Here is a 12,473-nt window from a genome sequence, read left to right on the forward strand (position 1 = left end):
GAGTGCCATGGAGTTGTTGAGCTGGGGCGAGATCATCCTGCGCATCCTCGGGCAATTCACGCCCGTCTGGATCGCGCTGATCGCCACCTTTGCCCTGTCGATCACGTTCAAGCGGCGGCTTGGCCTTTATGGCAAGCTCTTTGACAGCCCCATCGGCATGGCGGGCTTTGCGCTGGTGATGTTCTGGGTCTTCACCGGCATTCTCGGCGGCGGCTTTGACATGATCACCACCCATGACGTGCTCGACCAATCCGCCTCGATGAAGAACAAGCTGCCCGGCACGCCCTATTCCAAGATGATGGGCACGATCGCCGAGGGGGCCTATCCCTATTACCTGCTGGGCGGTGACAATCTGGGGCGCGATGTCTTCAGCCGCATGGTGGTGGGGGCCTGGGAAGTGATCAAGATCGCGCCTTTCGCCAGCCTTTTTGCCTTCATGGTGGGGATCACGCTGGGCCTGCCTGCGGGCTATTACGGCGGGCGGCTCGATACGTTCCTGTCGTTTCTGGCGAACCTGATCCTCGCCTTCCCGGTGATCTTGCTCTTTTACCTGCTGGTCACGCCCGAGATCGTGCTGACCGGCATCCCGGTCTACATGGCCGCCGTTTTGTTCATCTTTCCCATCGTGTTCCTGGTGCTCTTGTGGAACTCGCGGTTTCACACGCAGCCCAAGACGCGCAATATCTATGTGGGCATCACGCTGGTGGTGGGGCTGTGGCTCTATTCGGGCATCGCGTGGAATGCCGACCCGCTGGGCCTGATCGGCTTTCCGCCAAACCTGCTGGTGGTGTTCGTCGCCGTGGTCTTCGTCAACTCGCCCACCGTGTTCCGCATCGTGCGCGGCCTGACGATGGACATCAAGACCCGCGATTACGTCGCCGCAGCACAAACGCGGGGCGAGGGGGCGTGGTATATCATGCTGTGGGAAATCCTGCCCAATGTGCGCGGACCGCTTCTGGTCGATTTCTGCCTGCGCATTGGCTATACTACGATCCTTCTGGGCACGCTGGGGTTCTTCGGCCTTGGCCTCAGCCCTGAAAGCCCGGATTGGGGCAGCACGATCAACGAGGGGCGCAAATTGCTGTCGCTCTACCTGCACCCGGCGCTGCCGCCGGCCTTTGCGCTCTTGAGCCTTGTTCTGGGGCTCAACCTGCTTGCCGACGGGCTGCGCGAAGAGAGCCTGCGGGATTGAGTATTAGCGGCAAGATGAAGGAGCGCGACATGGCCGAACATGACGGACCGATCCTCGAAATCGACAACCTGTCGATCTCCTTCTTCACGCGGCTGCGCGAGATTCCGGCGGTGATGGATTTTTCCGTGTCGGTGCAGCCCGGTGAGGCGGTGGGGCTGGTTGGGGAATCAGGCTGTGGCAAATCCACCGTGGCGCTGGGCGTGATGCGCGATCTGGGGGTGAATGGCCGGATCGTGGGCGGCACCATCCGCTTCAAGGGCCGCGATTTGGGAGAGATGAGCGCGGCAGAGTTGCGCGCGCTTCGCGGCAACGAGATCGCGATGATCTATCAGGAGCCGATGGCGTCGCTGAACCCGGCGATGAAGGTGGGCCGTCAGTTGATCGAAGTGCCGATGATCCACGAGGGGATTTCCGCCGCCGAGGCCTGGGCGCGCGCGCTCGAAGTGGTGAGCGATGTCAAGCTGCCCGATCCCGAACGCATCCTCGACGCCTATCCCCATCAGCTCTCGGGCGGGCAGCAGCAGCGCATTGTCATCGCCATGGCGCTGATGTCGAAACCGTCGCTGCTCATTCTCGACGAGCCGACCACCGCGCTTGACGTCACGGTAGAGGCGGCGGTGGTGGATCTGGTCAAGGATCTGGGCCGCAAATACGGCACCTCGATGCTGTTCATATCGCACAACCTCGGGCTGGTGCTGGAAACCTGCGACCGCATCTGCGTTATGTATTCCGGCGAGGCGGTCGAGACGGGCAGCGTGCGCGACGTGTTCGACAAGATGCAGCACCCCTATACGCAGGCGCTTTTCCGCTCCATTCCCCTGCCCGGCGCGGACAAGAACGCGCGGCCATTGAAGGCCATTCCCGGCAATTTCCCGCTGCCGGACGAGCGGCCGGAGGGGTGCAATTTCGGGCCGCGCTGCGATTATTTTCAGGCCGGGCTTTGCGATGCAGGCGATATTCGCATGGCCGCGATCGAAGGCGATGACCGGCATTTCACCCGCTGCTTGCGGTTTTCCGAGATCGACTGGCACGCGCCCATCGAGGCGATGGCACAGCACGAGGCGCGCGCGCCGGGGCGTGTTGTGCTCAAGATGGACAAGCTCAAGAAATATTACGAGGTCGCGGCCAATGCGCTTTTCGGCGGTGGCGCGACGAAGGTGGTGAAGGCCAACGAGACGCTGAGTTTCGAGGCGCGCGAGGGCGAGACGCTGGCCATCGTGGGCGAGTCTGGCTGTGGCAAATCGACCTTTGCCAAGGTGCTCATGGGGCTGGAGACGGCGACCGAGGGCGCGATCCTGCTGGATGGCCGCAATATCGAAGCGATCCCCATCGAGAAGCGCGACACGCAGACCGTGGCCGATATCCAGATGGTGTTCCAGAACCCGTTCGACACGCTCAACCCGTCAATGACGGTGGGCCGCCAGATCATCCGCGCGCTGGAGGTGTTCGGCATCGGCGAGAGCGATCAGGCGCGCCGCGACGAGATGCTGCGCCTGCTTGATCTGGTGAAGCTGCCACGCGAATTTGCCGAGCGGATGCCAAGGCAACTATCAGGCGGGCAGAAACAGCGGGTGGGGATCGCCCGCGCCTTTGCCGGGGGTGCGCGGATCGTGGTGGCCGATGAGCCGGTTTCGGCGCTTGACGTGAGCGTGCAGGCGGCGGTGACCGATCTGTTGATGGAGATCCAGCGCGAGCACAAGACGACGCTCTTGTTTATCTCCCACGACCTCGGCATCGTGCGCTATCTGAGCGACCGGGTGATGGTGATGTATCTGGGCCATGTGGTCGAGCTTGGCACCACCGATCAGGTCTTCTCGCCGCCCTACCACCCCTATACCGAAGCGCTCCTGTCGGCGGTGCCGATTGCCGATACCAGCGTCGAGAAACGCCATATCGTGCTCGAAGGCGACGTGCCCTCGGCGATGGACCCGCCACCCGGCTGCCCGTTTCAGACGCGGTGTCGCTGGAAATCGGAGGTGCCGGGGGGGCTTTGCGAGCGTGAAGTGCCGCCCCAGCGCGAGCTTGCCCCCGGCCATCAGGTGAAATGCCACCTGTCGCAGGACATGCTGAGCCGGATGGAGCCGGTGATAAAGCTGGCAGCAGAGTGACGGGGCGGCGTGGGCCGCCCCTGTCCGGCTTACCGCTCGGCGATCATCTCGGCCTGCTTGACGACCACCTCGGCCTGCTTGATCGAGGCGATGTCGACAAGGCGGCCCTTGTAGGTGGTGGCGCCCTCACCGCGGGCCTTGGCCTCTTCCATCGCTTTCAGGATCTCGCGCGCCTCTTGAACCGCCTCATCCGAGGGGGTGAAGATCTCGTTGGCAAGCGCCACCTGCTTGGGGTGAATCGCCCATTTGCCGACCATGCCGAGCGTGGCGGAGCGACGCGCCTGCGCGCGAAAGCCCTCGTCATCCGAGAAATCCCCGAACGGGCCATCCACGGGCAAAAGGCCATGCGTGCGACAGGCGGCGACGATGGCGGTCTGCGCCCAATGCCACGGATCGGCCCAGTATTTCGCGCCCTCGTGCAGCATGTAATATGCCTCCTGCGTGCCGCCGATGCCGGTGGTCTGCATCCCCATCGAAGCGGCGAAATCCGCAGCCCCGAGGCTCAGCGCCTGCATCCGGGGGCTGGCGGCGGCGATTTCCTCGACATGGGAAAGGCCTGCGGCGGATTCGATGATCGCCTCGAAGCTGATCCGCTTGGCGCGGCCCTTGGCGGCCTCGATCGAGGTCACAAGCGCATCGACGGCGTAGATATCGGACGCGCAGCCCGCTTTGGGGATCATGATCTGGTCGAGCCGGTCGCCGGTCTGTTCCAGCAAATCCACCACATCGCGATACCAGAACGGCGAATCGAGACCGTTGATGCGCACCGAGAGATACTTGTTGCCCCAATCCACCTCGTTGATCGCGGCGATGGTGTTGGCGCGCGCGGCGTCCTTGTCGGTGGGGGCCACCGAATCCTCGAGGTCGATATTGATGACATCGGCGTCACTCGTCGCCATCTTCTCGAACAGCTTGGCATTGGAGCCGGGGCCGAAAAGCTGGCAGCGGTTGGGGCGCGCAGGCGCGGGGGGTTGCAGGCGAAAGCTCATCTTGGATCGCTCCCTTGGTTCGGAAATTGCGTGGATACTGTGCCCGGAGGTATGAAATTGCGCGCCCCTGTGCAAGCGGGTTTCGTGCACCCTCGCATACATCCGGCCCGCAGCACCCTTTGCAGAATATTCGAGGAATAGCCCAATGTGGCGAAGAATTCACCTAAATATGATGCACAGACATTGATTTCGGTAAAATATGGTGCCGCATCCGGGGCATGTTGCCACAAACCTTGCCCCTGGAGGACAGCCCCATGATCGAGACCCCCTATCTGCTTTTCCTCGGCGACGCGCCCGACATGCTCGCCGCCAAGGTCGCCATCGGCATCCGCGACTGGCGGCCCGAGAACGCGCTTGGCCAGATCCGCCTGCCCGGCTGCGGGGCCGATCTGGGCCTTGCCGACATGACGCTGGAAGAGGCCAAGGCGGCAGGCGCGAAAACCGTGGTGATCGGCGTGGCCAATCGGGGCGGCGTGATCTCGGCGGCGTGGAAGGAGGTGCTGGTCAGGGCGCTGGAAATGGGGTTCGATCTTGCCTCGGGGCTGCACAACCTGTTGCGTGACGAGGGCGATCTGGTGGCCGCCGCGCAGACCCATGGCGGCACGCTGCATGACGTGCGCGTGCCCACCGTGGGCTATCCCATCGCCAATGGCGTGAAACGGACCGGCAAGCGCTGCCTTGCCGTGGGCACCGATTGTTCGGTCGGCAAGATGTATACCGCCATGGCGATGGAGGCCGAGATGGTGGCACGCGGCATGAAGGCCACCTTCCGCGCCACCGGGCAGACCGGCATTCTCATCACCGGCCACGGCGTGCCGCTCGATGCGGTGATCGCGGATTTCATGGCCGGGTCGGTGGAATATCTCACGCCCGACAACGAGCCCGACCACTGGGACATGATCGAGGGGCAGGGTTCGCTGTTTCATGTCTCCTATTCCGGGGTGACGATGGCACTGATCCACGGCGGACAGCCCGACGCGCTGATCCTCTGCCACGAGCCGACGCGCAGCCACATGCGCGGCCTGCCCGGCTATGCCGTGCGCTCGCTGGCGGAGTTGCGCGACACCGCCCTGCCGCTGGCGCGCATCGCCAACCCGGCCTGCGAGGTCGCGGGCGTGGCGGTCAACACGCAGCACATGGCAGAGGCAGAGGCGCGCGCCTATCTCGCCGGGGTGGAGGCCGAGATGGGCCTGCCTGCCACCGACCCCTACCGCTTTGGCGCGGGCAAGCTGGTGGATGCGCTGGCGGCGATGTGAGGCTTTGGATATTTTTGGCAAGATGAAGGGAGCGGCCGTGCAGATCGAGGTGACACGCGACATATTCCGCCTCGCGCAGCTCTTTACCATCAGCCGCGGCTCGCGGACCGAGGCGCAGGTGCTGACGGTGACGGTGTCGCAGGGCGGCGCGGCGGGGCGCGGCGAATGCGTGCCCTATGCCCGCTATGGCGAGACGCTTGATAGCGTCACGGCGCAGATCGCGGGCCTGCCGGAGCGGTTTGACCGCGCCGCGCTGCAAGAGCTTTTGCCACCCGGCGCGGCGCGCAACGCGGTCGATTGCGCGCTGTGGGATTTGCAGGCGAAACAGGCGCGCCGCCGGGTGTGGGAGATCGCGGGCCTGCCCGCGCCGGGGCCGGAGATCACCGCCTACACGCTCTCGCTCGACAGCCCGGAGGCGATGCAGGCGCAGGCCGCGCACCACGCGCACCGGCCCCTGCTCAAGATCAAGCTGGGCACGCCCGATGACATGCCGAGGCTCGAGGCGGTGCGGCGCGGCGCGCCCAAATCGCGCATCATCATTGATGCCAACGAGGGCTGGAGCGCGGAGGTCTACGCCGATCTTGCGCCGCATCTGGTGCGGCTTGGCGTCGCGCTGGTGGAACAGCCGCTGCCCGCAGGCCAGGATGGCGCGCTCCTGGGCCTCGCCCGCCCCGTGCCGCTTTGTGCCGATGAAAGCTGCCATGACCGCGCCAGCCTGCCCGCGCTCAAGGGCAAATACGACATGGTTAACATCAAGCTCGACAAGACAGGCGGTCTGACTGAGGCACTTGCCCTGCGCGAGGCCGCGCGCGCCGAGGGCTTTGGCATCATGGTGGGCTGCATGGTCGGATCTTCGCTCGCGATGGCCCCGGCCGTGCTGGTGGCGCAGGGGGCAGGCGTGACCGATCTTGACGGCCCGCTGCTTCTGGCCGAAGACCGGGAGCACGCTTTGACATATGATGCCGCCGGGGTTCACCCGTCTGACGCGGCCCTGTGGGGATGACGACCATGCGCACTGTTTACGTGAACGGAGATTACCTGCCCGAGACCGAGGCTACCGTATCGATCTTTGATCGGGGGTTCCTGATGGCCGACGGGGTCTATGAGGTGACGAGTGTTCTGGGCGGCAAGCTGATTGATTTCGCGGGCCACCTCGCGCGGCTGGAGCGGTCGCTGTCGGAGCTCGAAATGAAGAAGCCCGCCGCTTTTGACAATCTGCTCGACATCCACCGCGAACTGGTGCGCGTCAACGAGATCACCGACGGTCTCGTTTACCTGCAAGTCACGCGCGGCAGCGATGGCGACCGCGATTTTGCCTTTCCCGACCGCGAGACGACCGAGCCGACGCTGGTGTTGTTCACACAGTCGAAACCGGGGCTGGCTGACAACCCGGCGGCCAAGCGTGGCATCAAGGTGATCGGCATCGACGATCTGCGCTGGGGGCGGCGCGATATCAAGACGGTGCAGCTTCTCTATCCGTCGATGGGCAAGATGATGGCCAAGGCGGCGGGCGCGGATGACGCCTGGATGATCGAGGACGGGCATGTGACCGAGGGCACCTCGAACAATGCCTATATCGTCAAGGGGAGGCGCATCATCACCCGGCATCTCAGCAACGACATCCTGCACGGGATCACCCGCGCCGCCGTGCTGCGCTTTGCGCGCGAGGCGCAGATGCAGGTGGAGGAACGCGCGTTCACCATCGACGAGGCGAAGGCGGCGGATGAGGCGTTCGTGACCTCTGCCAGCGCCTTTGTCATGCCGGTGGTCGAGATCGACGGCGCGGTGATCGGGGCAGGCACACCGGGGCCGGTCGCCACGCGCCTGCGCGAGATTTACCTGGAGGAGAGCCGGAAGATGGGGGTTTGATCGCATCCGCGCACAGAAACTGGGCGAATTCGTGGAATTGAGCGATTGGCGCACAGGGCGCATCCTTGCGGCGTGCCAGAAAAAGGAGCCACGCCCATGACACCCGTTCATCCCGACACCCGTATTGGCCATGTCCATCTCAAGGTCTCTGATCTGGAACGCGCCATCGGTTTCTATTCCGGCGTGCTGGGATTTGAGCTTCAACAATACTATTCAGGCGGGCGGGCGGCGTTTCTGTCGGCGGGGGGCTATCACCACCATATCGGCCTCAACACCTGGGAGAGCGCGGGTGCCACGCCGCCGCCGCCGGGCCATACCGGGCTTTTCCACACCGCGTTTCTCTATCCTGATCGCGCCGCGCTGGGCGATGCGCTGCGGCGTGTGCTCGATGCAGGCCTTACCCTCGACGGCGCAGCCGACCACGGGGTGAGCGAGGCCATCTACCTGCGCGACCCTGACCAAAACGGCGTCGAGCTTTACCGCGACAAGCCCGAGGCCGAGTGGCCCCGCGACGCCGACGGGCGGCTTGCGATGGTCAATGCGCCGCTTGATCTTGAGGCGCTGCTGGCCGAGGCCCCGGCGCGCGCCTGATCCCTCTGGACGCCCCGGCGCGCCGCGCCTACCCTGCGCGCGAAATACGGGGAGAACAGCACATGGCGACAGGCACCAATATCCGCACCTATTTCGAAGGCCGCTGGCATGACGGCGACATCGCGGTGATGAGGGCCGCCGATCACGGCATGTGGCTGGGATCATCGGTATTCGACGGGGCGCGCTATGTCGACGGGATCGTCCCCGATCTCGATCGCCATTGCGCTCGCGTCAACGCTTCGGCAGAGGCGCTGATGGTCACGCCGACGGTGAGCGCGCCAGAGATGGAGGCGATCATCCGCGAGGGCCTGGCCGCCTATCCCAAAGGGGCCGCGATCTATATCCGGCCGATGTATTGGGCGCTCGACGGCGGGCATCTGGGCGTGCTGCCCAAGGAGGGGGCCACCGGCTTTGCCATCTGCCTCGAGGAAATCCCGATGCCGCCGCCCGGCACCACCACGACGCTCTGTCGCACGCGCTTTCGCCGCCCCGTGCTCGAGGATGCGGTGGTCAATGCCAAGGCGGGCTGTCTCTATCCCAACAACGCGCGGATGCTGAAAGAGGCGCGGGACCGGGGCTTTGGTAACGCGCTGGTGGCCGATGCGCTGGGCAACGTGGCCGAGACGGCGACGGCCAATGTCTTTGCCGTGCGCGATGGCGAGGTCTTTACCCCCATCGCCAACGGCACGTTTCTGGCGGGCATCACCCGCGCGCGCCATATCGACAACATGCGGCAGGCCGGGATGGTGGTGCACGAGACGGTGATGAGCTTTGACGATTTCAGGGCCGCCGACGAGGTGTTTCTCTCGGGCAACCTGACCAAGGTAACGCCGGTCTCGGCCTTTGAGGACAGGCAATACCAGCCCGGCCCCGTGACCGAGCGGGTGCGAGAGCTTTACTGGGATTGGGCGCATTCCGCCGGTCGGTGATCCGGCGCGCAGGGTGCCGCGTATCGGCATTGCCAAGTTGCTTGGTTGATGCTGCGATGCCCCGCGTTTGCCAAGTCATGGCTTCATCTGGAGAGCATAGTTCGTCCACAGCTCGAACGCATCTGCCCGGGCATGGCGATAGGATGTGGCGGTGAGGCGATAGCGGCGGGGTTTGAATATCGTGTTGATCTGGTCATGCGCGGCAAGGAAGCGCTGTGCCTGCTGGGGGACTTGAAGCGGCCCATGATTTTCTCTCGTCGTCGCGTCGGCCTGTGACTGCCCTCGACCCGGTTGTTGAGACCCTTGTGCGCCCGGTGATCGGCCCCGGGCGCCAGACGTGTGATTGGCTTCGTGTAGCTGCGCAGCTTGTCGGTGATGACCACCCTCGGCGGGCCGAATTGAGCGATCAACCTTGTCAGAAATCGCTTGGCGGCTTTGGCATTGCGGCGTGTCTGAGGCAGGATGTCGAGCGTGTCACCGTTCGTCGGGGATTTGATCCCCCGGATCAAATCCAGATCCTCCTCACCATCGACGGCCCGCCACAGCCAGTGCTTCACGCCGCCTATCTGGATCACGACCTCGTCCAGGTGCCACTTGCGGCTCAGACGCGGCCGGTCCCGGCGGATACAGGCCGCAAAATGCGCGCCAGACCGGTTGACCCAAAGTCGGATGACTTCGCGGCTGACGATGACACCACGCGCCGCCAGGAGATCCTCAACATCCGCCGTGCTGAGCGCAAAGCGATAACAGGCCCAGACCGCATAGGCGACGATCTCGCGGGGAAAACGAAAGCCTTTCAGGCGCGGCATTGATGACGGTATCTGCATGGCACAACCGGTACCAGCCGCAGAAGCCGCAAACAACTTGGCAATGCCTCTGCAAGCGCTGCACACCCTTTCATCGCCTCGGGGCAGCCTTCGAAAATTCGCCTACGCGGCCAACGATTTCTCGCCGATATTCTTTCCAGTCCAGCATATCTTTCTCCTATGTGAATGTGTTGAATTTCGTTGGCGTTCAGGTCGCGGGGCGCGGCCGGAACAGCCCGGCGTTCTTCAGCGGTGGCCGAGCAAGAATGCGCTCTTCGATCGGCTCGATGCCCCAACCAGGAGTATCAGGCACCTGCAACAACCCGTCCTTCACGTCTGGCACGGACGAGAAGAGGTCTGCATCCCAAGGGGTGCGGTCAATATCAAGTTCCATGATCCGCAGGTTAGGTACCGCAGAGCAGAAGTGAGCGTTCATCATCGTGCAAAGATGGCCGTAGAAGTTGTGCGGTGCGACATTGACTTCAAAGGCTTCGGCCAAATTGGCAATCTTCATGGACTGCCAGACGCCGTTCCAAACCGTATCCACGATGGCAATGTCCAACGCCTGCGCCCGAAAGAACGGCAGGAATTCACGCATACCTATGAGCGTCTCACCCGAACTGATGGGATGCGGGCTCTGGCTTCGTATATATGCCAGTGCTTCAGGGCTGTAAGAATCGATCTCCACCCAGAACAGCGGCAGGTCAGCAACTTCCTGCAACGCGCGCACGAACCCTTCGGTGCGGAAATTGAAATTGAGGTCGAGCAGTATCTCGACGTCGGGACCTGCGCCTTCGATCATCGCCTCAAGGTGCTGGCGCATATTACGGAGCAGCTTTGGGGTAGGGTTAAGTTCCGGGTGAAAGGGCGCGGCGAAGCCTGGCCGCCAGGACTTGGGATTTTCGTCATTCTCATCCAGAGAGAACAGATTGGTTTTCGCGGCTCGGAAACCCTTTTCTCTCGCTTCTGCTCCAGCTTGGCGAACGCCTTCGAGTGACGTGATCGGCTTGCCGTAAACCTGTGGGTGATTTATTCTCCAAGAGGCACAATGTGACCAATAAACCGGGACGGCAGGCCGCATGCGCCCGCCCAAAAGTTCAAAGCACGGCACGCCTAGAACCTTTGCTTTCGCATCCAGAAGAGCGTTTTCCAGCGCACCGATTCCTTGCGAGGCAATGCCACCGGCAGCGGGTCGGATCAAGCAGTACGCCTCAGCGTAAAATCTCTCGTGGTCCATCACTGACAGTCCGATCAAGCGGTTGCCAAGTCTCGCGATGACTTCGGAAACACCGGGGGAACCAAAGCCCTCGTCATACTCGCTCCAGCCCACGGTCCCGTTCTCGGTCGTCACCTTACAGAAATAGTAGTTGCGCCAGCCGGCATCACAGCTGAGCGTCTCGACCTTGGCAATCTTCGTCATTGTTGTTCTCCACTTACTGTTGCCGGAAGCCCCAACACTTGCTTGCTCTCTTTGTCATAAGATCTTCGATCCATTCTCGTGGAAACTCCAATTCCAAGACTATTGTCACTGATACGCATTTTGTATCGGACCACCGAAAACCTGTCCACCCAAGCTATCATGCGCCATTCAATGGAGCTCGATCGTATTGCTGCAGCGCCTCGCGGATTTCGTCCAAAACCTCGGGATCTTCGATAGCGGCGGGCGTCCTTACGCTCTCGCCATCAGCAATCTTTTGCATCGTTCCGCGCAGAACTTTGCCCGAACGTGTTTTGGGCAGGCGTCCAAACACAAGCGCATTTCGGAACGCGGCGACCGGACCGATCTGCTTGCGCACGGGCGCAACGATCTTACGCTCGAGAGCATCGGCCTCTCTCTGCGCACAATCTGTCATCACGAGAAAGCCCAAGGGCACCGGAGGTGGTCGCGGAAATTTGGACCAGTTGTTAAGGTGGATCGCCTGACGAGAGAGACGATCCGAAATGACAAAGAGAAAAATGCATACGCCTGAGTTCAAGGCGAAGGTCGCGCTGGAAGCGATCCGAGAAGAGATGACGCTGGCCGAGCTGTCGAAAAAATACAGCGTGCATCCCAACCAGATCAGCACATGGAGTGAGGCAGATCAGCATTTGATCCGGGGGATCAAATGCCTGCCGAACGCGGCGACCCGGAACATGGCCACGGCGTTCACCCGGCGCGGGTCTGATCCCAGGAAGGGGAACGAGGCGGAGATCGAGAAGCTGCATTCGAAGATCGGGCAGTTGGTGGTGGAACGGGATTTTTGTCACTTCCCGGAAGGGGCATTGCCAAGTTGCTTGGTTGATGCTGCGATGCCCCGCGTTTACCAAGTCATGGCTTCATCTGAAGAGCATAGTTCGTCCACAGCTCGAACACATCTGCCCGGGCATGGCGATAGGATGTGGCGGTGAGGCGATAGCGGCGGGGTTTGAATATCGTGTTGATCTGGTCATGCGCGGCAAGGAAGCGCTGTGCCTGCTGGGAGATTTGAACCGTCCCATGATTTTCTCTCGTCGTCGCGTCGGCCTGTGACTGCCCTCGATCCGGTTGTTGAGCCCTTTGTGGGTCCGGTGATCGGCCCCGGGTGCCAGGCGTGCAATCGGTTTTGTATAGCTGCGCAGCTTGTCGGTGATGACCACCCTCGGCTGACCAAATTGAGCGATCAGCCGTGTCAGAAATCGCTTGGCGGCTTTGGCATTGCGGCGTGTCTGAACCAGGATGTCGAGCGTGTCACCGTTCGTCGGGGATTTGATCCC

11 protein-coding genes and 2 pseudogenes are annotated in these 12,473 nt (G+C 62.7%); 8 read left to right on the plus strand and 5 right to left on the minus strand.

Annotated elements, in window-relative coordinates:
* The first annotated feature begins 7 nt into the window (after positions 1–7).
* On the plus strand, positions 8–1,192 hold the full coding sequence (locus ABIE58_RS12270) for an ABC transporter permease (protein ID WP_354545011.1): 1,185 nt from the start codon (positions 8–10) through the stop codon (positions 1,190–1,192).
* A gap of 29 nt (positions 1,193–1,221) precedes the next feature.
* Positions 1,222–3,300 (plus strand): dipeptide ABC transporter ATP-binding protein, encoded by a 2,079-nt coding sequence (locus ABIE58_RS12275; protein WP_354545012.1) that lies wholly within the window; start codon positions 1,222–1,224, stop codon positions 3,298–3,300.
* 29 nt (positions 3,301–3,329) lie between these two features.
* Here the strand turns inward: ABIE58_RS12275 and ABIE58_RS12280 are convergent, their stop codons facing one another.
* Complete coding sequence (locus ABIE58_RS12280; RefSeq protein ID WP_354545013.1) at positions 3,330–4,289, minus strand: L-malyl-CoA/beta-methylmalyl-CoA lyase; 960 nt, start codon at positions 4,287–4,289, stop codon at positions 3,330–3,332.
* Between the two features lie 254 nt (positions 4,290–4,543).
* Here ABIE58_RS12280 and dgcN point away from each other — a divergent pair, with 254 nt between their 5' ends.
* From dgcN to ABIE58_RS12305, 5 genes are all read left to right on the plus strand, one after another.
* The gene (gene dgcN, locus ABIE58_RS12285) at positions 4,544–5,545 is read left to right on the plus strand and encodes an N-acetyltransferase DgcN (RefSeq protein WP_354545014.1); all 1,002 of its coding nucleotides are present in this window, start codon (positions 4,544–4,546) and stop codon (positions 5,543–5,545) included.
* 37 nt (positions 5,546–5,582) lie between these two features.
* Positions 5,583–6,548 carry an N-acetyl-D-Glu racemase DgcA gene (gene dgcA, locus ABIE58_RS12290; RefSeq protein ID WP_354545024.1) on the plus strand — a complete coding sequence of 322 codons (966 nt, stop codon included), beginning with the start codon at positions 5,583–5,585 and terminating at the stop codon, positions 6,546–6,548.
* Between the two features lie 5 nt (positions 6,549–6,553).
* Positions 6,554–7,414: a D-amino-acid transaminase gene (locus ABIE58_RS12295; protein ID WP_354545015.1), complete on the plus strand. Its 861-nt coding sequence runs from the start codon at positions 6,554–6,556 to the stop codon at positions 7,412–7,414.
* A 96-nt stretch (positions 7,415–7,510) separates the two neighbouring features.
* Entirely contained in the window at positions 7,511–8,005 is a 495-nt protein-coding gene (locus ABIE58_RS12300; RefSeq protein ID WP_354545016.1) for a VOC family protein, read from the plus strand.
* 62 nt (positions 8,006–8,067) lie between these two features.
* Positions 8,068–8,934: a branched-chain amino acid aminotransferase gene (locus tag ABIE58_RS12305; protein ID WP_354545017.1), complete on the plus strand. Its 867-nt coding sequence runs from the start codon at positions 8,068–8,070 to the stop codon at positions 8,932–8,934.
* 75 nt (positions 8,935–9,009) lie between these two features.
* On the opposite strand, the pseudogene ABIE58_RS12310 reads toward ABIE58_RS12305, so the two are convergent.
* The 3 genes and pseudogenes from ABIE58_RS12310 to ABIE58_RS12320 form a co-directional block, all read right to left on the minus strand.
* Positions 9,010–9,761 (minus strand): annotated as a pseudogene (locus ABIE58_RS12310) (IS6 family transposase).
* Between the two features lie 187 nt (positions 9,762–9,948).
* Entirely contained in the window at positions 9,949–11,160 is a 1,212-nt protein-coding gene (locus ABIE58_RS12315) for a mandelate racemase/muconate lactonizing enzyme family protein (protein ID WP_354545018.1), read from the minus strand.
* A gap of 157 nt (positions 11,161–11,317) precedes the next feature.
* Positions 11,318–11,608 (minus strand): AMP-binding enzyme, encoded by a 291-nt coding sequence (locus tag ABIE58_RS12320; RefSeq protein WP_354545025.1) that lies wholly within the window; start codon positions 11,606–11,608, stop codon positions 11,318–11,320.
* Between the two features lie 88 nt (positions 11,609–11,696).
* On the opposite strand from ABIE58_RS12320, the gene ABIE58_RS12325 reads away from it, so the two are divergent.
* Positions 11,697–12,128: a hypothetical protein gene (locus ABIE58_RS12325; RefSeq protein ID WP_354545026.1), complete on the plus strand. Its 432-nt coding sequence runs from the start codon at positions 11,697–11,699 to the stop codon at positions 12,126–12,128.
* Here ABIE58_RS12325 and ABIE58_RS12330 read toward each other — a convergent pair.
* Positions 12,049–12,473, minus strand: a pseudogene (locus tag ABIE58_RS12330) (IS6 family transposase); the annotation flags it as partial. The gene ABIE58_RS12325 and the pseudogene ABIE58_RS12330 sit on opposite strands and share 80 nt — an antisense overlap.

The organism is Roseovarius sp. MBR-78, assembly GCF_040547535.1.
GTDB lineage: Bacteria > Pseudomonadota > Alphaproteobacteria > Rhodobacterales > Rhodobacteraceae > Roseovarius.